This is a genomic window from Xenococcus sp. PCC 7305, assembly GCF_000332055.1.
Classification (GTDB): Bacteria; Cyanobacteriota; Cyanobacteriia; order Cyanobacteriales; family Xenococcaceae; genus Xenococcus.
Window position 1 is genome coordinate 15,768 of the sequence record NZ_ALVZ01000176.1, and the last position, 21,752, is coordinate 37,519.

General features: G+C 39.9%; 20 protein-coding genes, 1 pseudogene and 1 riboswitch. Of the genes and pseudogenes, 16 read left to right on the top strand and 5 right to left on the bottom strand.

Going from position 1 to position 21,752, the window contains the following annotated elements:
- Window positions 1–8: 8 nt before the first annotated feature.
- The 5 genes from XEN7305_RS12580 (at window position 9) to XEN7305_RS12600 (ending at window position 6,088) form a co-directional block, all read left to right on the top strand.
- Window positions 9–1,730: a hypothetical protein gene (locus XEN7305_RS12580; RefSeq protein ID WP_006509817.1), complete on the top strand. Its 1,722-nt coding sequence runs from the start codon at window positions 9–11 to the stop codon at window positions 1,728–1,730.
- Window positions 1,727–3,124, top strand: a complete 1,398-nt coding sequence (locus XEN7305_RS12585) for a DUF389 domain-containing protein (RefSeq protein WP_202951275.1) — start codon at window positions 1,727–1,729, stop codon at window positions 3,122–3,124. Before XEN7305_RS12580 ends, XEN7305_RS12585 begins: the two co-directional genes overlap by 4 nt.
- Window positions 3,125–3,296: 172 nt before the next feature.
- The gene (locus tag XEN7305_RS12590; RefSeq protein WP_040897685.1) at window positions 3,297–3,992 is read left to right on the top strand and encodes a GUN4 domain-containing protein; all 696 of its coding nucleotides are present in this window, start codon (window positions 3,297–3,299) and stop codon (window positions 3,990–3,992) included.
- Window positions 3,993–4,041: 49 nt separating this feature from the next.
- Window positions 4,042–4,839, top strand: coding sequence for a nickel pincer cofactor biosynthesis protein LarB (gene larB / locus XEN7305_RS12595; RefSeq protein ID WP_006509820.1), 798 nt, complete (start codon window positions 4,042–4,044; stop codon window positions 4,837–4,839).
- 118 nt (window positions 4,840–4,957) lie between these two features.
- Complete coding sequence (locus XEN7305_RS12600; protein WP_006509821.1) at window positions 4,958–6,088, top strand: geranylgeranyl reductase family protein; 1,131 nt, start codon at window positions 4,958–4,960, stop codon at window positions 6,086–6,088.
- A gap of 92 nt (window positions 6,089–6,180) precedes the next feature.
- Here the strand turns inward: XEN7305_RS12600 and XEN7305_RS12605 are convergent, their stop codons facing one another.
- Window positions 6,181–8,547 carry a polysaccharide biosynthesis tyrosine autokinase gene (locus XEN7305_RS12605; RefSeq protein WP_006509822.1) on the bottom strand — a complete coding sequence of 789 codons (2,367 nt, stop codon included), beginning with the start codon at window positions 8,545–8,547 and terminating at the stop codon, window positions 6,181–6,183.
- A 375-nt stretch (window positions 8,548–8,922) separates the two neighbouring features.
- Here XEN7305_RS12605 and XEN7305_RS12610 point away from each other — a divergent pair, with 375 nt between their 5' ends.
- From XEN7305_RS12610 to XEN7305_RS12625, 4 genes are all read left to right on the top strand, one after another.
- Window positions 8,923–9,423: a hypothetical protein gene (locus XEN7305_RS12610; protein WP_006509823.1), complete on the top strand. Its 501-nt coding sequence runs from the start codon at window positions 8,923–8,925 to the stop codon at window positions 9,421–9,423.
- Between the two features lie 24 nt (window positions 9,424–9,447).
- Window positions 9,448–10,635: a cysteine desulfurase family protein gene (locus tag XEN7305_RS12615; protein WP_006509824.1), complete on the top strand. Its 1,188-nt coding sequence runs from the start codon at window positions 9,448–9,450 to the stop codon at window positions 10,633–10,635.
- Between the two features lie 82 nt (window positions 10,636–10,717).
- A complete protein-coding gene (locus tag XEN7305_RS12620) occupies window positions 10,718–11,158 on the top strand; it encodes a CopG family transcriptional regulator (RefSeq protein ID WP_006509825.1) in 441 nt (146 codons plus the stop codon).
- Window positions 11,158–11,532, top strand: a complete 375-nt coding sequence (locus XEN7305_RS12625; RefSeq protein WP_006509826.1) for a DUF5615 family PIN-like protein — start codon at window positions 11,158–11,160, stop codon at window positions 11,530–11,532. The genes XEN7305_RS12620 and XEN7305_RS12625 overlap by 1 nt, the downstream gene beginning before the upstream one ends.
- 186 nt (window positions 11,533–11,718) lie before the next feature.
- On the opposite strand, the gene XEN7305_RS12630 is transcribed toward XEN7305_RS12625, so the two are convergent.
- Window positions 11,719–13,254 (bottom strand): bifunctional pantoate--beta-alanine ligase/(d)CMP kinase, encoded by a 1,536-nt coding sequence (locus XEN7305_RS12630; protein ID WP_006509828.1) that lies wholly within the window; start codon window positions 13,252–13,254, stop codon window positions 11,719–11,721.
- Between the two features lie 269 nt (window positions 13,255–13,523).
- Here XEN7305_RS12630 and XEN7305_RS12635 point away from each other — a divergent pair, with 269 nt between their 5' ends.
- Window positions 13,524–14,117 carry an aspartyl/asparaginyl beta-hydroxylase domain-containing protein gene (locus XEN7305_RS12635; RefSeq protein WP_144053259.1) on the top strand — a complete coding sequence of 198 codons (594 nt, stop codon included), beginning with the start codon at window positions 13,524–13,526 and terminating at the stop codon, window positions 14,115–14,117.
- A 78-nt stretch (window positions 14,118–14,195) separates the two neighbouring features.
- On the opposite strand, the gene XEN7305_RS12640 is transcribed toward XEN7305_RS12635, so the two are convergent.
- A complete protein-coding gene (locus tag XEN7305_RS12640; protein ID WP_006509830.1) occupies window positions 14,196–14,642 on the bottom strand; it encodes a hypothetical protein in 447 nt (148 codons plus the stop codon).
- Between the two features lie 385 nt (window positions 14,643–15,027).
- On the opposite strand from XEN7305_RS12640, the gene XEN7305_RS12645 reads away from it, so the two are divergent.
- Window positions 15,028–15,621, top strand: coding sequence for a PAP/fibrillin family protein (locus XEN7305_RS12645; RefSeq protein ID WP_006509831.1), 594 nt, complete (start codon window positions 15,028–15,030; stop codon window positions 15,619–15,621).
- A gap of 8 nt (window positions 15,622–15,629) precedes the next feature.
- Here the strand turns inward: XEN7305_RS12645 and XEN7305_RS12650 are convergent, their stop codons facing one another.
- A complete protein-coding gene (locus XEN7305_RS12650; RefSeq protein WP_006509832.1) occupies window positions 15,630–16,205 on the bottom strand; it encodes a Uma2 family endonuclease in 576 nt (191 codons plus the stop codon).
- A gap of 152 nt (window positions 16,206–16,357) precedes the next feature.
- A riboswitch (guanidine-I (ykkC/yxkD leader) is annotated at window positions 16,358–16,499 on the top strand.
- A 74-nt stretch (window positions 16,500–16,573) separates the two neighbouring features.
- On the opposite strand from XEN7305_RS12650, the gene speB reads away from it, so the two are divergent.
- The 5 genes from speB to XEN7305_RS12675 all read left to right on the top strand — a co-directional run bounded on the left by speB (window position 16,574) and on the right by XEN7305_RS12675 (window position 21,209).
- Window positions 16,574–17,752: an agmatinase gene (gene speB, locus XEN7305_RS12655; protein ID WP_006509833.1), complete on the top strand. Its 1,179-nt coding sequence runs from the start codon at window positions 16,574–16,576 to the stop codon at window positions 17,750–17,752.
- A gap of 107 nt (window positions 17,753–17,859) precedes the next feature.
- Entirely contained in the window at window positions 17,860–18,468 is a 609-nt protein-coding gene (locus XEN7305_RS12660) for a glutathione S-transferase family protein (RefSeq protein WP_006509834.1), read from the top strand.
- A 23-nt stretch (window positions 18,469–18,491) separates the two neighbouring features.
- Complete coding sequence (gene hypA / locus XEN7305_RS12665) at window positions 18,492–18,869, top strand: hydrogenase maturation nickel metallochaperone HypA (protein WP_006509835.1); 378 nt, start codon at window positions 18,492–18,494, stop codon at window positions 18,867–18,869.
- 48 nt (window positions 18,870–18,917) lie between these two features.
- Window positions 18,918–19,619, top strand: coding sequence for a hydrogenase nickel incorporation protein HypB (gene hypB, locus XEN7305_RS12670; protein ID WP_006509836.1), 702 nt, complete (start codon window positions 18,918–18,920; stop codon window positions 19,617–19,619).
- Between the two features lie 87 nt (window positions 19,620–19,706).
- Entirely contained in the window at window positions 19,707–21,209 is a 1,503-nt protein-coding gene (locus XEN7305_RS12675) for a sodium:solute symporter family protein (RefSeq protein WP_006509837.1), read from the top strand.
- A 160-nt stretch (window positions 21,210–21,369) separates the two neighbouring features.
- On the opposite strand, the pseudogene XEN7305_RS12680 reads toward XEN7305_RS12675, so the two are convergent.
- Window positions 21,370–21,752: pseudogene (locus XEN7305_RS12680) on the bottom strand (sulfotransferase); the annotation flags it as partial.

A 21,752-nucleotide genomic window follows, 5' to 3' on the forward strand; every position in this document is an offset into this window, starting at 1 on the left:
ATTAAAAATTGAAAATTAGAGAAAAGTTATTTCAGGATACGAGTTCGCGCGCTTGGCGATTTTGGTTTATTGTTACTTTAGTTTTTGCTCTCAGTTACTCAATTCTTGCTTTAAAAAAGGCTTTTCAGGGAGAATGGGTGGTTCAGGATGATGCTAGACAGCATGTCTTTTGGATGATGAGATATGTTAATCCCAATTTGTTTCCTAATGATTTGATTGCGGATTATTTTCAATCGGTTGCTCCTTTTGGTTACAGTAGCTTGTATCGTGGCGCAGTGGCTTTAGGATTTGATCCTTTGGTTTTCAATAAGTTATTGCCTCCTATTATTGGCATTGTTACTACTTGTTATTGTTTTTTGTTATCCAAAGAGATTTTGCCGATTCCTTTTGGTTGTTTTGCTACTAGCTTGATGCTAAATCAAACTCTCTGGATGAAGGATGATATTATTTCTGGAACGCCTAGAGCTTTTGTTTATCCTTTTTTCTTAGCATTTCTCTATTATTTTGCTAAGAGATCTTTGGTTCCTTGTTGTCTTATGATCGCGTTTTTAGGCATATTTTATCCTCAATATGTCTTTGTCGCCTCAGGATTATTAATTTTACAATTGGTCAAATGGCAAGGATTTAAGCCCTATTTATCCAAAGAAAGCAAAGATTATTATTTTTGTTTTATTGGTTTGGGGGTAGCATTTTTTGTCTTACTACCCTATGTCTTAAACGCCTCAGAATATGGCCCAACGATTACTCGGGCTGAAGCTTTAGAATTACCTGATTTTTCTCCCAAAGGAAGATCGAAGTTTTTTCGGCTCCATTGGTGGTCCTATATTATTGGCGGGGGGCGGGCTGGTTTAATTCCCCGTTCTCTTTATACCCCAGCAACTTTAGTCTTTGGCTTCTTTTTGCCTTGGTTACTCGGTGCAACTCGGAGTTTTCCCCTGAGCAAATCGGTGAGGCCGCAGGTTATAATTTTGCCCCAATTGATGATGGTTTCGGTGGGTTTATTTATTGTGGCCCATGCAGTGTTGTTCAAGTTGCATCTTCCTAGTCGCTACTCAGGCCATAGTCTGAGAATTGTTATTACTTTGGCAGCAGGAATTGCAGTGACGGTAATTCTCGAAGCTTTGATCACTCAACTAGAACTTCGGCTTCCGAATAACAAAATATCATTAGTGCGAAAATTCTTGACTCTTGGTTTAGCCTTGGCGATCGCGATTTCTCTGGTCTGTTACCCTAGTTTTGTCAAGAGATTCCCCTCTACTAAATATAAAGTTGGGACTGAACCAGAGTTATATCAGTTTTTCCAACAGCAACCAGTAGATATTCTCATTGCCTCCTTGGCTATGGAAACAGATAATATTCCGACTTTTTCCCAGCGTTCGGTTCTTGTTAGTCGTGAATATGCAATTCCCTATCACATGGGATATTATCGTCCCTATCGTCAACGGGTAATTGATCTCATAGAAGCTCAATTTAGCCCTGATATAGATGTTGTGACCCAGTTTATCAATAAATATGGTGTTACCCATTGGTTAGTTGAAGATGCTGGCTTTGCGGCTGATTATGTTGCTAAAAATCGCTGGAGAAGACAACACCAAAAGATCACCCAAGAAGTGGTTACTAATTTGGAACAAGGAGCTATTCCGGCTTTAGTAGCATATAAAAACAGTTGTGCTGTATTTAAACATGCTCAATATACTGTAATTAGTACTGAGTGTATTTTAAGAAATTGAAAATTGAAAATCCCAGAATTATTAAATTCTTGTGGTTAAAGGTAATTAGATTTGTCAGACAACTGTTACCTACCCAAGTTAATGAAGTCTATGTTCGCAAATTGGACAGGGAGTTATGCCAAGATGCTACTTGGAATCTGAATTATATTATCTTGACCGTTAGTTCTTGTTTAATTGCTACTTTTGGCTTGATTAGTAATAGCACTGCGGTGATTATTGGTGCGATGTTGGTAGCGCCCTTGATGTTGCCCCTGAGGGCTTTAGCTTTTGGAGCATTGGAAGGAGATTTTGGTTTATTTAAGCGAGCTTTTTTATCAATTGTTGGGGCGACTATTGTCTCACTGAGTCTTTCCTATTTTGCTGGGGATGCGGCGAATATCCCCCAATTTGGTTCCGAAGTTTTATCCCGAACTCAACCTAATTTAGTCGATTTGGGAATTGCCGTAGTTGCCGGGGGGATTAGTTCTTTTGCCAAAGTAAGAAAAGGGGTTAGTGATGTCATTGCCGGCACTGCGATCGCGGTGGCTTTGATGCCTCCTCTATGTGTTGTGGGGTTGGCTTTGTCTCAACAACAAACAGCTTATGCTAAAGGTGCCTTTTTACTTTATCTGACTAATCTTTTGGGTATCACTCTATCCTGTATGGTCGTCTTTATTTTGGCAGGATATAGCAGAATAAATCACACATTAGGTTGGACTTTAGCCCTTACTGGAATTTTGGTAATCCCCTTGGGAGCAAGCTTTTTACAACTGGTAAGACAAGCTCAACTTGAAATGGGAATCAATAAGACTTTGAATGAGACTATTACTGTAACAGAAGGGGTTGACAATGCAACAATCGAAGTAGATTGGACAGAAAACCCACCCATAGTTTATATTCTGCTGCAAACTAGCAAGGATGTAGTGCCCAACCAAGTGGGTTTGGTCGAAGAATTTATTGAAAGGAAACTGGGGAAATCTTTTAAATTAGTTTTTTTCGTCAACAAATTCACGCAAGTTACAGCGGAAGAAAATATTATAGAAACCGAAAAAGAAATTTCAATCCCAACTGAACCTGAAACGCAGACAGAAGAAATAATCCCCAAGACTGAGACCGAACTAGAAACGAACACTGAAACGGAATCATCCGCCCCAAATGAGCTAAAAAATCAGCTAGAAGAAACAGAAGAAACAATTTCTCCCGCAACGGAAACCAAGCCAGAAGTGCCACTCCAACCTAGGGAAGAGACAGGACAAGCAGAAGAAGCAACTCAGCAAGAGAAGGAGCCTGAAGCAGAATCAACCGAGAAAAAATCTATACCGCAATCTTTGATAGAACGACCTGCGGTTTCTGAGCATATTCCTCCTTATTTAAAATTGCATAAACCGCCCAAAAATAATTCTAGTGTTGAATAGAAAACATGTTCCAACTTTTACCAGGACTTCGATATATTTAAAGTCAGCGATTTTTCATAATTCATTTAATTTTTCCTTACCTTTCTTCGTGATAGGATCTATGGAGCGTATTTGCGTAAAGTATGAGAAATTTAGCAAAATCATCCCTGGCACTAGGGTAAAGTTCGATTGTATGCAAGATATCAGCAACCTCAGCTCCCAGTTGGATTCAGAATCAGAAAAAAACCAGTTAAAACTTATTCCACAGCTCATTGAAACAGGAGAATCTGGCTATCAGGCTTTAATGGAATGGATGGTCGGTTGTCGCGATCGCAAAATGGCGACGATTCCCATGGGGAAGGCTTATCAGATTCTCTATAAACATGGGACACCTGAAACGAAGGAATTTATCGTCCAGAACTTTCCCACCGGAATTGTGCCCCTAAATTCAGAATCTAATATTGACTATCAACCATTGCAAAGACTTTTAGCGGATCAGGATTTCCAGAAAGCGGATTTGGTAACGATCCAAAAATTGTGTGAATTAGCCGGAGCCTCGGCAATTGAGAGAAAATGGCTTTATTTTACTGAAGTTGGTAGTATTGCGATCGCGGATTTCCGGACGATTGATCAACTTTGGCTAGTTCATTCTGAAGGCAAATTTGGGTTTTCTGTCCAGAGAAAAATTTGGTTAGCTTTAGGCCAAGATTTCGGACAACTTTGGTCAAAAATCAATTGGAAAACGGGGAATAGTTGGACTCGTTATCCTAATGAATTCACCTGGGATCTAACTGCTCCTAGAGGCCATCTGCCCTTGTCTAATCAGTTAAGGGGTGTTCGAGTAATTGATGCGATTTTCAAACATCCGGCCTGGTCAGTTAACAGTTAACAGTTATCAGTTATCAGTTATCAGTTTTGAATTAATAGTAATTTTCGAGATGGATCAAGAAGAAATTTTAAAACGGATTTTAAATCAGGTTGCTGAGGGTGATTTAAGTCCTGATCGCGCTTGGGATAAATTGCAGAACTTTGGGTTTGAAACCTTAGAAGAATTTGCCAAAATTGATCACCATCGCAATCTAAGAAATGGTTTTCCTGAAGTAATTTGGGGAGCGGGAAAAACAACCCAACAGATAATCAAAATAATTAAGTTGATGGAGCAGAGAAATCAAACTCTAAATCAACAAATCCCAATTATGGCAACCTTGATTGAGCCAGAAATCGCCGAGGAATTACAGGCAGCAATTCCCAATTTGCAACATTATCCCCTAGCAAAGATAGTCGCGATCGCAGATACGGAAACTATTCCTAAACAACCAGGCATTATTAGTATTGTTACCGCAGGCACATCCGACATTCCCATTGCCGAACAAGCGGCAGTCACCGCAGAATTATCAGGGTTTCAAGTAACTCGTCTTTGGGATGTGGGAGTTGCCGGAATTCATCGGCTTTTGGGCAATTGGCAATATTTGACTGAGGCAGATGTCTTGATTGTCATAGCTGGCATGGAGGGCGCCTTGCCAAGTGTGGTTGCTGGGTTAGTCGATTGTCCTGTAATCGCTGTGCCGACTAGTGTAGGCTATGGTGCCAGTTTTGGGGGAATCTCTGCCTTGTTAACCATGCTCAATTCCTGTGCTTCTGGTATTGGCGTGGTAAATATTGACAATGGTTTTGGGGCCGCAATTTTAGCAGGTCAAATCCTCCGTACAGCTAAGTCATTGAACACTGAACATTAAACATGCTGTTTTTATCTCCTCATCCCTCATCCCTTATCCCTCATCCCTCATCCCTCATCCCTTAAAATTATCCTTCATCCTTTAAAATGACGGTTGGTGAAGATTAAACTAAAAATTTATGTACGATTGTATTATCATAGGTGCTGGGCCGGCAGGAGCCACTGCGGCTTATAATTTGGCGCAACAAGGACGTTCTGTTTTAGTAATTGAAAAGGGAAAATTCCCTCGTTATAAGCCTTGTGGGGGAGGGGTTTCTCCTGCGATCGCAGACTGGTTTGATTTTGATTTCACACCCGTGATTAAAACCACAGTTTCTAATGTGAAATATACTTGGAAGTTCGGTGATCCTGTGGAAATTGCCCTCGAAGATGTCGCCCCAATGTGGATGGTGCAACGGGATGAATTTGATAATTTTTTGATCCAAAAAGCGATCGCTAAAGGGGCAGAATTCAAAGACAGTACCGAAGTTACAGGGATCAAACTTCAAAATGAGCAATGGCAAGTTAGCACAAGCAATGGCGATTTCACCTCATCCTATTTGATTGCTGCTGATGGCGCAAATGGGCCAGCTGCGGGCTGGTTAGGCTTTGAATCACCACAAAAAGTAGTCGCGGCTGGGTTGGAAGTGACGACAGAAGTCACAGAAAAGAATCGTAATTTGGCTTATTTTGACTTTGGCTCACTTAAGAATGGTTTTATGTGGAGCTTTCCCAAACAAGATGGCTATTCTCTGAGTGGGGCATTTGTCAGAGATCCCAAAGGTAAACCTCAAGAAATCAAAAAGCAATTAACTAACTTTGCTGGTAAATTTAATCTTGATCTAACAAATAGTCAATATACCGAATCGAATTTGAATTTATGGCAAGCAGATTCCCCTCTACATACCAATCGAGCTTTGGTGGTGGGAGAAGCTGGCGGCCTTGTCGATCCTTTGATTGGAGAAGGAATTCGTCCTGCTATTTTTACAGGAATCAAAGCAGCAGCAGCTATCTCAGAAGCTTTAGATGGCGATAGTTCAGCGCTGGCTAACTATAGTGAGGTTGTCAAGACAGAATGGGGTTCTAATCTAGCCAAAGCCCAAACTGTAGCAGGAATGTTCTTTAAATTTCCCAAAATTGCTTATAAATTGGGAGTCAAAAGACCAGCTGCTGGTCAAATGATGGGTAAAATTCTTTGTGGAGAATTAAGCTATTCTGATGTGGCAGAAAAAGTTACTCAGAAGTTGAAAATTCCTGGTTTTGGTCGATAGTAATGCGGTTTATTAATCCTCAAGGTTAAGAAAAAAAAGACAAGGGAGATAAAAAAAATCTTATATTCTCCCCTCTGCCTTCTACAAGAGAATCAGCGACGGCGAAATTGTTGCATAATGCTATTCATTGATCCTGCTTCCCGATTGCCATTACCGTTTCCATTTCCATTTCCATTGCCGTTCCCATTCCCGTTACCATTGCCATTTCCATTAGAAGGTTGGTTGTAATAGTGAGAATAATAAGAATAAGAGTAGTAATCGAGGTCTTTTTCCACCATATTGGCGATAAACCCGATTAAGTTGCAATTGCTACTTTGAAGAACTTCTAAAGTATTGACAATAGCTTTTTGATTTACCTTATTAATTCCCGTTACCAACATGACTCCATCAACCTGATGCACTAAACTTTGAGCATCTGCCATGGCCCCGATCGGTGGAGTGTCGATCAAGACATAATCATAAGCAGCTTCCCATTCCTTAAGCAGCTCGCTCATTATTTGAGATCGCAACAAGGCGATCGGATTAGCAACATTAGCTCCTGCGGTGATGACATCCAAATTCCCTGTAACATTTTGGACAACCTCAGTCCAAGAATGTTTATTATCACTGATTACTTCACTCAGACCTTGTTCATTGCTAATCTTGGCCATTTTATGAATCTTTGGTTTACGCAAATCAGCATCAACTACTAATACCTTGGCGTCTAATTCAGTAAGAGCTAGCGCTAGGTTATAGGTAACAGTAGTTTTTCCTTCAGAAGAGGTCGAAGATGTTGTGACCAAAGACTTAATTTTTCTAGTATCCACAACGGTATAACTGATATTCATCGCGATCGCCCTTAAGGATTCGGTAAAAGAAGAATACCTGTAGCTATAGGACTGTTTGACAGTATTATCTTCAATCACAATTAAAGGATCAAAAACTTGGGGCACCGCACCCAATAGTGGCAAGTGAGTAATTCGTTTCACTTCTTCTACCAGTTTAATTCTATTGTCTAACTGATGAAGGAGAAAGGCGATCGCGATCGCCCAAAGACCACCCGCAACTAAGGATGAGACTAGCGCTTTTTGGATATTAGGTGATATTGGTTGAGCAGGAAGATAAGGCTTATCCAAAATTTGCCAAGGAGTAATTTCTTCTGCTGCGGCTATTTGTAATTCTTGTTTTCTTTGTAAAAGATAATCTACTGCTTGCGATTGTATTTTAATATTCCTTTGTAATCGAGTATAAATCTCTTGTAATTGGGGAAGTCGCTGAAAATCAGCCTCAACATTTGCTTTTGCCTGATTAATCTGATTTATTTGGCTTTGGAGGCTCAGATATTCTGTTTGAGTGCTTAATAATTGCTCAGCCAATTGTTGTAGAGTAGAACCTGATGTAGACACTTGGCTTCCAGAGTCTCCTGCGGCCACAATGTTAGTCTGAGTATAAGAAACTAAGACTTTATCCAGAACAGCGGGGGAAATACCTTCTCCTAAGATTTGAGTTGACCTTTCCAATAGTAAATTACGTAGTTGTTCCCTCTGCAATTTAAGATCTTGCATCATGGGGTAGTTATCCTTAAATTGCACACTTGCTAAAGTATATTGAGTTTCCAAATCTTTGAGTTGACTAGCTAAGGATTGATAAACGCCATCTTGACCCAGGACGGAAGTTGTCACAATGGTTTCGGGATCTTGTCCTAGTTCAATTAATTGATTGGATATCGTCCGATACTTAGTTTGTGCAATATCAAGGGCAATTTCTCCCCGCTTCAACTCCTCTTCTAAAGACTGTCTAAAATCAGCTACTCGACCGACATATTCATCGGGATCAACTAAATTATTTTTCTGACGAAAACTGCGAATGGCAAAAGCTGCTTTATTCAATTCTTCCTCAGCTTTTGGCAATTGTTCCTCAATAAATTGGATTGCATTAAGTGCTTGAGATCTTTCTCTTTCTAAACTGTATTCAACATATACTTCGCTCAAAGCATCTAGAACTCCTTGCGCAACTTCTGGGGCAGAGTCAACGAAGGAAATATTCAAAATATCCGTTGGGATATCGTTGATCATCGCAGGGAATATGTTGAGTTTTGTTCTAACCTCAGCCGCAGATAAACCACTAAAGGTTTCGGGATACTTTTCTATTGCTTTATTAATTAAAGAATAACTTTTTAAGACCAAAATATCTGTGGACAAATCCTTTAAATTATAATAGTTACGTCTAGAATTTAGCGCATTAAGCTGAACTTCCGCGCTTTGTTGATTCTGGGGGCTTTTTAAGAGAATCTTGGCCTCGGAGCGATATTGAGGAGTCGACAATAATTTGGGGATTAAGACAACTCCAAAAGCCATAATTCCCAAAGCCAATGCTGGTTTCCATCTGCGATATAAAATTTGTTTAAAGTCTGACAAAGAAAACCCTGTCTCCTGAGCAGGAAGGTTAACAAAATCAGATCTAACAATTGTATTATTCATAAAAATTCCTTTTCTATACCTTGATCACATGCATCTGATTATATGGTTCAATTCTTAATACTTCAGAGCGCAAAATATTTAATAATAAAATAGCAGCTTGTCCTTGATCCCAAGCGAGTATTTTTTGTCCACTAATCTAATATATTTGCAGTTAATCAACCTCAGTAAAAACACGCATCATTCTTGTCTTTCCTGTTCCCTATTCCCTATTCCCTATTTCCCAAAGAAGACAGCAACCCTAAAGGGCAAAGCCAGGTCAATGGGCTATTTGGAACAAGACAACCTGCTGTAGCGTCAAGTCAGGGTAGCAGTTTTTACTCAATAAAAGTAAACTTTGAGACAACTATACTAACCATCAGCGAGTGTCAGTCATTCATGAAAAGAATTCATCTTGGTGGAAGAGTCGCTATCAAAAATCCGAGCCTTCTGGGTACAGTCATTACTATGGTTATTTTGTTGGCCGCATCTTCTAATACCTTGGCACAAGATATAGTAAAGAAGATTACCCTGGATGGTCAGATAAGCCCGAATCCGATGCTGATTGACGGGACTAGTGGCGGGCAAATCGAGGCAATTGAGGTTGTCAATATCAAAGAAACTTCCACAGGGCCTTGTAACGGACTAGTAGAGCAGCAGCCCAATCACATCTTAATTCTCAATACCTTTTTTGAATTTCTTAAAATCGAAGTTGAAAGTTCTATCGACACGACAATTCTAGTTCAGGGGCCTGGAGGTATCTGGTGTAATGACGACTACAACAATATTAATCCAGCTTTAGAAGGTCAATGGCAACAAGGGAAGTATAAACTTTGGGTCGGCTCCTATGAATCAACGCCCAATAATTATAGGATTAGAATTACAGGTAGCAATCCCTAGCAAGAGAGTGAACAATAGGTAATAATGCAAATTTATCTTGACTATAGTGCAACGACTCCGCCCCGACCAGAAGCGATCGCAAAAATGCAGGAAGTAATGGTAGAACAATGGGGCAATCCTTCTAGCCTGCATGCTTGGGGAGAAAGCTCCGCGATCGCATTAGAAACAGCTAGATTACAAGTAGCTAGTTTAATCAATGCCGTCACTTCTGAGTCCATAGTTTTTACTTCGGGGGGCACAGAAGCGGATAATCTTGCCATCATGGGAGTTGCCAGACAGTATGCGACACCCCAACATCTGATTATTTCTAATGTCGAGCATTCTGCGGTTGCCCAACCAGCAAAGTTTTTGGAGCAACAAGGATGGCAAGTTACTAGCTTAAAAGTCAATCGTCAGGGCAGAATCAACCCTCTAGATCTACAAGCAGCGATTCAACCCAATACGGTTTTAATTTCTATTATTTATGGGCAAAGTGAAATTGGAACTCTACAACCAATTGAACAATTAGCCAGCATTGCACGGAGACATAATATTCTTTTTCATACTGATGGAGTACAAGTTGCCGGGCGCTTACCGATTGACGTGCAACAGCTAGGAGTTGATCTGTTATCGGTCTCTGCCCATAAAATCTATGGTGTTCAAGGCGCTGGAGCTTTATACATTAAACCTGGAGTAAATTTGCTTCCTTTAATGGCTGGGGGCGGGCAGGAAAATAAAATACGCTCTGGGACTCAAGCAGTTGCTACGATCGCCGCTTTTGGGGTTGCGGCTGAGCTGGCTAGTCAGGAAATGCCGGCTGAAACGGCTAGATTACGAGAGTTACGCGATCGCTTATTTGATCATTTTGTGGATTGTCCCTATCTAATTCCCACTGGCGATCGCTTGTATCGGCTGCCCCACCATGTCAGTTTTGTTTTGAGTGATTTATTTGCTAGTCAGACTAAAAATGTTACAGGAAAAACCCTGGTGCGTGAGTTGAATTTGGCAGGGATTGGTATTAGTGCGGGTTCTGCTTGTAATAGCGGCAAACTGAATCCTAGCCCAATTTTGTTAGCTATGGGTTACGATGCACTAGCTGCAAAAAGAGGCATTCGGCTTACTTTGGGCAAAGATACTACTAAAGCTGATATCGATTGGACGGCAATGGCGTTAAAACAAATTTTAAAACGTCTTATTTGTGCAGCAAATCCACTAACAACGGTAGGCTGTTGAAGAGAAATCAGTAATTTAAACCTAGTTGAAATAACTTAATCTACTCTAAGTTACAATGTAAACATTGTAATTGTGTTTGACCATGTCTCAAGTAGTAAGTACTAGATTACCCGATGATACAGCAGAGCGCTTAAAAAGGTTTGCCCGTCGTTTGGGAAAAACTCCTAGTGAAACAGGTGCGATATTAATCGAGGAATCGTTGCGAGAGGCTGAATTTGCCTTTATTGAATTTCGTAATTCCCCTGTTGGGCGTTGTGCATATATGAAAAATTCTAATTTGACAGTGTGGCAAGTCATGATAATTGCCCAAAAATATGACTTACAACCCAACAAAATCGCCCAACATTTTCAACGTCCTCAAGAATGGGTGTTAGCTGCTCTTAATTATTCTGAAGCTTATCCCTTAGAAATAGAAGATGCAATCTCTGATTATCAGGCTCTCAATTACACTGCGTTAAAACGTATATTACCTCAGGTGGAATTAATTAAAGTTCCTTCTGAGGTTTTGCTTGAGGAAGAATAATGTTATCGTTTCTTTTAGATGAAAACATGTCCCCTACCATTGCAACGGAAATCTCGAGAAAGCGTCCTGAAATCACGATAAATTCTCTGTTTTATTGGCAGGAAGGTAAATTGTTAGGTCATGGTGATGAATTAATTTTAGTTGCTGCTCATGAGGCTAATTTGACTTTAGTAACCTACGATTTAAGAACTATTCCTCCTTTATTAGTAGAATGGGGAGCAGCAGAAATTTCCCATTCTGGTGTAATTTTTATTGACGATTTGTCTATTTCTTCAAATAATTTTGGTCAAATAATGCGCTCTCTAATTTGGCTTTGGGATAATTATTCTCAAGATGATTGGCAAAATCGTTTAGTTTTTCTCCAGCCTGTTTAAGTGAATTAATCAGACCTCACAGAGTGACAAGCTATTAGCAAGGATAGTAAGAATCCTAAAAATTAATATCAGATGAATTACTATGCTACATTTGGTAGTATTTATAGAAGACCAATATTGGTTTGAGATCAAAAAAGCTATACTTTTACAATTGGGATTTGATGGTATTTTTGAAGATTCATAATATTACTGATACGAAACTTGATACAAATTAACAATTTTTGCGACTACTTCCTCAATAGTTAGTCCATCGGTAATCACTTCCACTGCATCATCAGCTTTCCTTAAAGGCGCGATCGCCCGACTACTATCTTTGTCATCTCTAGCTTGAATCTCTTGTTGCAATTGTGGCAAGTCAATATTTTTTTGACCTTGATTTTTTAAGTCAATGCTCCTTCTTCTTGCTCTCTCTTCCACCGAAGCTGTTAAAAATATCTTGAGATCTGCATCAGGATAAACATTAGTCCCAATGTCTCTGCCTTCAGCAATGACTCCGCCCTTTGCTCCACAAAGTTGTTGAGCCTTAACTAATTGTTCGCGCACCGCAGCTTGAGCAGCAACCGCTGAAACATTCGCTGTAACTTCAGGAGTGCGGATTACTTTGGTGACTTCCTGGCCGTTAATCTGAACACCAAGGGGAATTTCAGGAGAATCTGTAGGGATTAAATCTATGATTACATCTTTCACTAAAGAGGCGATCGCATCTTCGTCGTCTACAGCAATTCCTGCATCCATAACCAACCAAGTTACAGCACGATACATTGCTCCGGTGTCGAGGTATAGCAGTCCTAGTTGTTCGGCAACTCGACGAGTTACGGTGGATTTTCCTGCTCCTGCGGGGCCATCAATAGCGATGATTGGTTGACGCAATATCATATTATCGATCAGACGAGTATTTCCCACATGGGCTGCGATCGCAAGTAATCCTATCGTCTCCACTTGCGCTAAAGGCTTTAAGGTTAGAGGGTCTACCAATTCAACATATTGGAGTTTAACTTCATTTGTGATCGCCAATTGATCCTTAACAATTGTGATCAAATTATCTGCTTCTGTTTCCCCTCGAAAAAATTCTTGTGCTGCGCTCTTAAGACTCTGATAAATTATGGCTGCTTGGGATTTTTCTGTAGATGATAAGTACTGATTACGAGAACTCAGGGCCAGTCCTGATGCTTCGCGAATAATGGGACATCCTATAATTTCGACAGGCAAGTTTAAGTCTGTGACCAAACGACGAATAATTGCCAATTGTTGCGCATCTTTTTGACCGAAATAGGCGCGATTTGGTTGGACGATATTTAAAAGTTTAGTGACTATGGTGGCAACTCCTGTAAAATGTCCAGGACGATATTTACCGCATAGTTTAGATGTCATAGTTGCCGGCGGAGTGATTGTGGTAAGTTGCCCTTGAGTTGAGGCATCTCCTGTAATGCCGATCTCTTCGAGATTGGGGGCGAATATGATCGCGACTCCTAGTTCTGCACAGAGATCAGAATCGGTAGCCAGTTGACGAGGGTATTGGGCGAGATCTTCTGTGGGAGAAAATTGGAGAGGGTTAACAAAAATACTGACAACAACGCGATCGCATTCTTGAACTGCTCGTTTAATCAAGCTAGTATGACCTTGATGAAATGCCCCCATCGTTGGCACAAGACCAATTTTTAGGCTGGGTTGTTCATTCTTGAGGTAAGTTTTTAATTCCGCGATCGTTTTAATAATTAACACTCTGATCAATATCTATTTGAGCAATCCACTATTATAGGACATCAGGTATTTAGCTCTTCGCAACTTTTCAAAAAATATATTGATAGCTTCTTGACTCAGTATATATACGGAAAATTTCTTTAAATCTAGCCTATCTCTAATCACACTAAATGTATAATTCAGTGATTAATTACTTCGGAACTTATATATATACTTCAGTTCAGAAGAATTGGGGAAACGAGTATCAAGCAAAAATCTATCCAAACAATACAACAATAAAGTGGAAGGTCATGACCCAGTTAGCCAGTCATAACATTAATTTTGATGATCGGAAAAAACTAACGCTTTCCTTTGACATAGCCAAGATGCAAGAGGAAATTAAGGCACTAGCTCTGGGTGATTTTGTCTATTACAATGTTTTACCTCTAAGATCTCCTGCCCATTTAGTTGATCCTTCTTTGCCATTGCCTCCCCCAGCAGACGATTATGCTGATGGTTCTTGGACTGAATGGCTGGACAGCCCTGAGCTCAGAAATTCACCCTATCTGTCGAGTGTAGTTGACACTTTTCGAAAGCATAGTAAGGTCACACTGGTCAGATTGTTAAGATTAGCCCCTAGGGCAACAGTTAAAGAACACACTGACCCAACTTTAGGGCTTCAAGTCCCAAAGTCAGTAATTCGCCTTACAATCCCAATTCTGACTAACGATGGGGTGGAGTTTTTCCTTAACGAAAATTTGGTTCCCATGAAGCCTGGGGAGTGTTGGTATCTCAGGCTCAGTGACCCACACCGGATTATTAATGGGGGAAACACTGAGCGAATTAACATGACAATTGACATAGTGCCTAATGAATGGGTACGCTCCCTTATACAAGGTAAATAGAATACTCAAGAAGATAGTGTGAATATTTTCTCCATCATCGAGATTCCAAACATGAATTTTGAAAAGATAATATCTAACTTAAGTCATTAATTCATGGACTTGTACTTTTTCTAAATAATTATAGATAGTTAAATAATTCATTTGTGTAGGAATTATAGAATTAGCCTTTTCCACGGTAATATCCAAAAATAATCTGCCATGAACTATTGCTTCAATTACATGATCAAATTGTTCAATGTAGGATCTCAATAGAGTAAAACAATATAGTTCCGCCTTATCAGAATGATAAATTCGCGATTTTTCTATGGTAGAAAAAATATGATCTATTTCGTCCCATCTAAATAAAAGATTAAGCATGAATTCCGCCTTTTTAGGACTCCAAAGATAGATCTTCTCATCATAAATACTATGAGTTTTCAAAGAAAAAATAACTGACTCTTGACAATCTGAGGGAATAGAAGCCGGAAGAGTGAATGGCTGATTGACAACAAATCTGCTGCGATCGCGATTAGGATGGGAATACATTGATTTATATTGACTAAATAATATTATTAATTACTATTGTCTCGGTAAATCCACCCAGAAATATTTGCGATATTGTAATCTTGCGCTAAAACTTCTATGAACTTTTTGAAAAATTTTAGGCAAAAAAAAGCCCAGCCAATAAGGTCGGACTAGAGAATGTAAGCAAAAAATTTATAGTAAATTAATATATGAAGTTTTTAATATAATCGATAAAGGTGTTTAGGACTTGTTGTTTTCCATATATCTAATATCGCTTTTTGAAGTAAGCTTGTCATCGCAAGAAATACTTGTATTTAATCGCTAAGTTTGTGAGTTTAAGATTAAATTTAGTCTGCCTTTGTAAAGGGAAGATAAAGTATCATTGTCATAGTGAAAATGAAATGCAATGAATAAAAAAGCAGCATTATTAGAAGCGATCGCAGGTAAAAACCGTGGTTTATTAGCTAATGAGATTGACAATGCTCAAGTTCTGTCAGCTATTCAACAACTAGAAGACACCAACCCAACCCCTAATCCCTTAGAAGCGAAGGAATTATTAGAAGGAGACTGGCGATTACTATATACTACTAGTAAATCTATACTAGGTTTAGATCGTTTTCCTTTATTTAAACTGGGGCAAATTTATCAATGTATTCGCACTGCCGAGGCCAAAGTCTACAATATTGCCGAGATTGTGGGAATGCCTTTCATGGAGGGGATTGTCAGTGTGGCAGGAAGATTTGAGCCGACCTCTGCCAAGCGAGTTAGTGTAATCTTTGAGCGTTCCATTATCGGGTTACAGCGTTTTGTGAGTTACAAATCTCCCCATAAATTTATTGAGCAACTCGAGGCGGGGAAAAAGTTTTTGCCATTAGATTTTGGTATCGAGAATCGCGATCGCCAAGCCTGGTTGGATATTACCTATTTGGATGAGGATATGCGATTAGGGAGAGGAAACGAAGGAAATGTTTTTATTTTGACAAGAGAAAATTTCGAGTAAAGACAAAACTAGAAAATATTTTTTAAATTTAAACAAAACCCTGGGAGAACCTCTTCCCCAGACAAAGTATCAGGATTAGCTAATATTTCAAAAGGTTCTTGAGAGCGATAAATTAATACTTGCTTATTTTGAGGGTCAATTAGCCAGCCCAAAAGTAAACCATTATCAAGATACTCTTCCATCTTTTCCTGTAGAGACTGCAAACTATCAGTTTTAGAACGTAGTTCTATCAGAAAGTCAGGGCATAAAGGAGGAAAACTATCTTTTTCTTGAGCAGACAAGCTATCCCATTTAGTTTGTTCGATCCAGGCCGCATCAGGAGATTTGTTTGCTCTATTAGGAAGACGAAAAGCAGTAGAAGAGTCAAACACAATTCCTAACTTAGCCTTTCTATTCCAGGCTTCCAGTTGAAAACAGATATCAATATTGCGTCGACCTGTATTTCCTCCCGTAGGTGGCATAATAACTAATTCTCCAGTTGCTGTTAATTCTAGTCGCGCGTCTCGGTTAACCGCAGCTAACTTGGCAAATTGTTCTTGGGTGATTTTTAAATTGGGGGGAATCTGAATCGTTGATATTTTCATTGCCTATCCTTAGACCTTAACTATGATTATAATAAATAATTAATTAAAGATTGTATCGCAATACATTTTGATAACAATTGTTAACATTTTTAGTAAATTTAGACACATTTTTACGAGAAAGGAACTGATAAGTTGCTAGCAACTACAATTTCTACAATAGCTTCTAGGGTTCCGATTTAAGATGAAATTCTTGAATGGCTGGTCCGAGAGAAGCAAGCTACTGACAGAGTTTTTGGTAAGGAACATCCTGCCCTTAATTAAGTAGCTACACGGCGGGATAAAAGCCCGGGAGGTTTTGGCGTTTTTCATTATAGAGCGTCAGACTCCTGGGCTTGTTGCATTTTGAACATATATACAGGAAAAACTGCATGAGCGAGTTACCCTTTCAACCCCCAAGTGAAAATTCTAGTGAAGCCCAAAAGGCCTTAGAAAAAGAAAGCCGGCTACCCCTAACGGGATGGCAGCAAGAAGTAGATCGCGGTCTAGAATTTGGGTTAGAAGCAGCAGATAGCATCAAAGATCGCAGTATTCCCACTTTTTCGAGGGGTGAGCTTCCTCATTACGCGGGAATCAATACTTTTCTGAAGGCTCCTTACATAGAAGATGTCAGAAAAGTGGGCGAATATGATGTGGCAATTATGGGAGTTCCCCATGACTCGGGAACAACCTATCGACCGGGAACCCGTTTTGGTCCTCAGGGAATTAGACGAGTTTCAGCTCTTTATACACCCTATAACTTTGAGTTGGGTGTAGATTTACGCGAACAAATTACCCTTTGTGATGTCGGAGATGTCTTCACAATTCCTGCTAACAACGAAAAATCTTTTGATCAGATTTCTAAGGGTGTGGCCCATGTCTTTAGTTCAGGGGCTTTCCCGATTATTTTAGGAGGGGATCATTCCATTGGTTTTCCCACTTTAAGAGGAGTTTGTCGCCATCTAGGGGATAAAAAAGTTGGTATTATTCACTTCGATCGCCATGTGGATACTCAAGAGACAGATTTAGATGAAAGAATGCATACTTGTCCTTGGTTCCACGCCACCAATATGAAAAATGCTCCTGCAAAAAATCTAGTGCAACTAGGTATTGGAGGTTGGCAAGTTCCACGGCAAGGAGTGAAAGTTTGTCGAGAACGAGCAACTAATATTCTGACGGTTACAGATATTACCGAAATGGGTTTAGATGCTGCCGCTGACTTTGCGATCGCCAAAGCGACTGATGGCACTGATTGTGTATATATTAGTTTCGATATTGATTGCATCGACGCCGGGTTTGTTCCTGGTACTGGTTGGCCTGAACCTGGTGGTTTATTACCCCGCGAAGCTCTTTATTTACTGAAAAGAATCGTCCAGAATACTACAGTTTGTGGACTGGAAATCGTCGAGGTTTCGCCTCCCTATGACATTAGTGATATTACATCGCTGATGGCAACTCGTGTAATCTGTGACACGATGGCCCATTTAGTAGTTTCGGGACAATTACCCCGTAAACAAACTCCCGATTATGTTCATGCCGAATCGCAAAAAGTCGATGAACCTTGGAAGTAAGAGGGGATTGGGGGAATAGGGATTTGGGGAGATGGGGAATAATTATCACCTGAAATCCCCCGGCTCCCTTGAATGGTCAATGTTTAATGCTCAATGTTCAATGATTTATGTATAAACTTTATGACTTTCTTCTTTCTGGGAATGCCTACAAAGTTCGCTTATTATTAACTCAATTGCAAATTCCTTTTGAATCAAAAGAAATAAATCTTTTACAAGGGGAAACTAGAACAGATGATTTTCTCCAAAAGAATCCTAATGGAAAAATTCCCGTATTAGAAATTGCCCCCAACAAGTTTATCTCTGAATCAAATGCAATTTTATATTATCTAAGTCAAGGCACAGAATATTTTCCTCAAGACAAATACCAACAAGCCCAGGCAATGCAATGGCTATTCTTTGAACAATTTAGTCATGAGCCGAATATTGCTACTCCGCGTTTTTGGATTAGCATTCTCCAGCAGCCCGATAAATATCAAGCACAAATAGCTCAAAAACAACAATTAGGCTATGCCGCATTAAATGTTATGGAACAACATCTGAAAGTTCATGATTTTTTTGTTGCAGATAAATATACGATCGCAGATATAAGTCTGTATGCCTATACCCATGTCGCTGACGAAGGGGGTTTTGAGCTGACAAAATTTCCCGCCATTTTAGCCTGGATGAGACGAGTTAAAGAGCAACCTAGACATATCCTAATTACTGATAACTGTTAACTGATCTACTGATCACTGAAATAATGCATGAAACCGATATGACCAAAGCTTTAATTTTAACAGTTAAAGATTGGTATGAATCCCAACCAGAACCACCAAAGATCGAGAAAATTCACTTAATTGTTGGTCAATTTACTTGTGTAGAGCCTGTTAGTTTACAGTTTGCTTTTGAAGTTCAAACTCGCAATACTTTTCTTGATCAAGTTGAATTAGTTATTAAAGATGTCCCCCTAATTGCCTTTTGCCATAGTTGCCAACAGGAATATCAACCAGAAATTGGACTGCAATATAGCTGTCCTGATTGCAACTCCCCGATGGAAGATATTCGCTCTGGTCGAGAACTAAAAATCGATCGCATCGAATATTCTTCTCTAACTAATAACTCTCTATCTCATGCTTAACTTTTATTTCCTCATCCTCCATCCCTCATCCCTCATCCCTTAAAAAAGATGCACCAAACATTTGACGCTGCCCTAGAAATAAATCTCCTCCATGCCAATCAAGAAGGAGCCGATCATAATCGAGCCCATTTTGATCGCTGGGGAATTACCTGCCTCAATATTATGAGTAGCCCCGGCGCGGGCAAAACTGTTCTGCTTGAACAAACTTTGGCCAGATTAAAAGATAAGTTCCAAATAGCAGTAATTGAAGGAGATATGACCACCGAATTGGATGCTGATCGCCTGCGACAATATGATGTTCCTGTAATTCCAATCAATACAGGACGTTCTTGTCATCTTGACTCGAAAATGGTTGCGGGGGGCATTCACACCCTAGAACATAAATATAATCCCCAGGATTTGGACTTGGTTCTAGTAGAAAATGTCGGTAATTTGGTCTGCCCTGCTGAATTTGAAGTGGGAGAACATGCCAAAGTTGCCTTACTAAGCGTCACAGAAGGGGAAGACAAACCCCTAAAATATCCTGTGATGTTTCAAGAAGCTGATTGTTTGTTAATTACCAAAACCGATTTAGCACCTTATTTAGATGTTGATCTTGATCTTATTGCTGCTAATGTGCGGCAGATGAATCCTGAAGTCACGATTATTTATCTATCAGCTAAAACAGGTGAAGGTCTGGAGCAGTGGTGTGATTGGGTCAACAATCAGATTAATCATAATTGTAGTCAACAATTAGCAATGCAAATTTAACAATAAAAAAGAGCTATCTAGTTCTTGGCGGGATTTCGATAGCTCAACTCAATAACGTTATATGGTCTAAACTGACCAGGAGTAATTATGACAGAAAAACTTCTGTTCTGGGGAATTTTAGTATTTTTGTTCGCCACTTTGGCGATCGGTATGTGGGCGGCAAAACAAGTCAAAGGCGATAGTGAAAATTATCTTGTTGCTGGGCGAGGGCTGGTTCTGCCACTAGCCGCGGCGACTTTAATGGCGCAGTCGGTGGATTCCAATGCAACTTTGGGGAATACGGATTTGGCAGCGGAATTTGGGTTTTGGGCTGGGGCGTCTTTACCAATTGGCTTGGCATTATGTTTATTTTTAACCGCAATCTTTTTTGCCAAACCGATGAATCGTATGGGTTTGATAACTCTCCCAGATTTTTATCGAGTTAAATATAACCGTAAAACTGAAGTAGTGGCATCATTTCTGATGGTGTTAAGTTTTTCGTTTCTATTAGCTGGTAATTTGGTTGCGGGAGGATATTTATTTCAAGCTTTTTTGGGGACAAGTTATACAGCTGGAGTTATGCTGTTAGCCATCGTCGTCTTTATCTATACTGCTAGTGGCGGTCTCTTTGCTGTGGCCTATACGGATGCAATTCAAGTTGCGATCGCCTTTGTGGGTTCTTTAGGTCTCCTAGTATTTATGGCTACCAATTTTGGCTTAACAATACCTGCTGGTACTGGACCTTTAGCTCTGGCTCAATTAAGCGATCCAGCATCTGGTGCAGTCATTAACTGGGCAACTTTACTTGCTTTGGGCTTGGGAGATATTGTCGCGATCGATTTTATGGCACGGATTTTTGCTGCGGAAAGTCCAGAAACTGCCCAAAGAGCTTGTTTAATCGGCTGTGCTGGCACATTGATTATTGGCGTTCCCTTCTCGTTAATTGCCTTATCAGCTCCTCAAATTCTTGCCGATGCAGGCATCACTCCCGATGGCCCAATTTTGTATGCACTGCTTAATGGCATTGTGCCTCCTTTATTGGGCTTATTGGTAATTGTGGCAATTCTTTCGGCTTCTCTATCTACCGCAGACGGGGCAATTTTAGGTACATCTTCGGTGATTGCCCATAATATTATTGGCATTCGTCATGACGACCATAATGCAGCAGGTGATAGGTTGTTAATGATTACCCGACTGATGGCTTTTTTTATAACTGGTTTAGGTGTATTTTTTGCCTTAAAAGTGCCGCAAACTGGTGTTTTACTACTATTAGCTTTCGATTTGGGATTTGCTGGTCTTTTAGTGCCACTAGCAGGAGGGCTTTATTGGCCCAAGGCGACTTGGCAAGGTGCACTTTCCTGTATTATTCTCGGTTCGGCAACTAGACTCATATTGTTTATGTTGATGCCAACAACATTTGGGATTGAGAATACCCTATTATATATTCCTAATAATATTTTTACTGCGGACTTTGATGGATTTCCCACTCTGATTAGCCCGTTGATCGGATTAGCTGCATTTATTATAATTTCTAATATAACAGGTGGCAGTAAAAGCACAAGACAGCGTCTACGACAAGAAGAGAGAGAAGCTCAATTGTATAGAGGTTAAAATTAGGGTTTTAGGTTGCGAGGTCTGACTGCTGTTCCCGATTCTCTGTTCCCTGTTCCCCGTTACCGATTCCCGTATTTTAACCAAACAAAAACTCCAGACGAGACATCATGGTCTAAAGTCTGGAGTTGTTATAAATTTAATTATAAATTGTAATTTCCTATGCAGCTTTGCGAGCTTGAATTTCGTCTAGCAAATTAGCTTGGATACTTCTTCTTTCGCGATCTTCGGGGTCCATTTGCTCACTGATTTCCGATTTTCTAGCCTTGTTAATCTCATTGAATTTTTCAATATCAGCGGGAGTGAACTGAATCTCTGCCCCTTGAGCAATTCTGACTCTTTCATAACCAAGAGCATCTAAGACATCTCCAGCTACAGACTCAAAGATTTCAATTTCTTCATCAGTCATCGATTTGAGAAACTTCTTAGTATTTTGTTTCATAATCGGTTGAGTGACATTGCCCCATAGAGAACTAGAAGAAGCGGCATTAGTTGCTTCATTAGACTTATGGAAATTTAGCATTTTGTCCGTATACTCCACGC

Bases quoted from the DNA above. Each gene is read 5' to 3' on its own strand.
- XEN7305_RS12625 (WP_006509826.1), top strand. From the start codon at position 11,158: ATGTTATCGTTTCTTTTAGATGAAAACATGTCCCCTACCATTGCAACG.
- XEN7305_RS12620 (WP_006509825.1), top strand. From the start codon at position 10,718: ATGTCTCAAGTAGTAAGTACTAGATTACCCGATGATACAGCAGAGCGC.
- XEN7305_RS12610 (WP_006509823.1), top strand. From the start codon at position 8,923: ATGAAAAGAATTCATCTTGGTGGAAGAGTCGCTATCAAAAATCCGAGC.
- hypB (WP_006509836.1), top strand. From the start codon at position 18,918: ATGCACCAAACATTTGACGCTGCCCTAGAAATAAATCTCCTCCATGCC.
- hypA (WP_006509835.1), top strand. From the start codon at position 18,492: ATGCATGAAACCGATATGACCAAAGCTTTAATTTTAACAGTTAAAGAT.
- XEN7305_RS12600 (WP_006509821.1), top strand. From the start codon at position 4,958: ATGTACGATTGTATTATCATAGGTGCTGGGCCGGCAGGAGCCACTGCG.
- XEN7305_RS12660 (WP_006509834.1), top strand. From the start codon at position 17,860: ATGTATAAACTTTATGACTTTCTTCTTTCTGGGAATGCCTACAAAGTT.
- XEN7305_RS12615 (WP_006509824.1), top strand. From the start codon at position 9,448: ATGCAAATTTATCTTGACTATAGTGCAACGACTCCGCCCCGACCAGAA.
- XEN7305_RS12640 (WP_006509830.1), bottom strand. From the start codon at position 14,642: ATGTATTCCCATCCTAATCGCGATCGCAGCAGATTTGTTGTCAATCAG.
- XEN7305_RS12650 (WP_006509832.1), bottom strand. From the start codon at position 16,205: ATGAAAATATCAACGATTCAGATTCCCCCCAATTTAAAAATCACCCAA.
- XEN7305_RS12645 (WP_006509831.1), top strand. From the start codon at position 15,028: ATGAATAAAAAAGCAGCATTATTAGAAGCGATCGCAGGTAAAAACCGT.
- XEN7305_RS12675 (WP_006509837.1), top strand. From the start codon at position 19,707: ATGACAGAAAAACTTCTGTTCTGGGGAATTTTAGTATTTTTGTTCGCC.
- XEN7305_RS12605 (WP_006509822.1), bottom strand. From the start codon at position 8,547: ATGAATAATACAATTGTTAGATCTGATTTTGTTAACCTTCCTGCTCAG.
- XEN7305_RS12635 (WP_144053259.1), top strand. From the start codon at position 13,524: ATGACCCAGTTAGCCAGTCATAACATTAATTTTGATGATCGGAAAAAA.
- larB (WP_006509820.1), top strand. From the start codon at position 4,042: ATGGATCAAGAAGAAATTTTAAAACGGATTTTAAATCAGGTTGCTGAG.
- XEN7305_RS12590 (WP_040897685.1), top strand. From the start codon at position 3,297: ATGCAAGATATCAGCAACCTCAGCTCCCAGTTGGATTCAGAATCAGAA.
- speB (WP_006509833.1), top strand. From the start codon at position 16,574: ATGAGCGAGTTACCCTTTCAACCCCCAAGTGAAAATTCTAGTGAAGCC.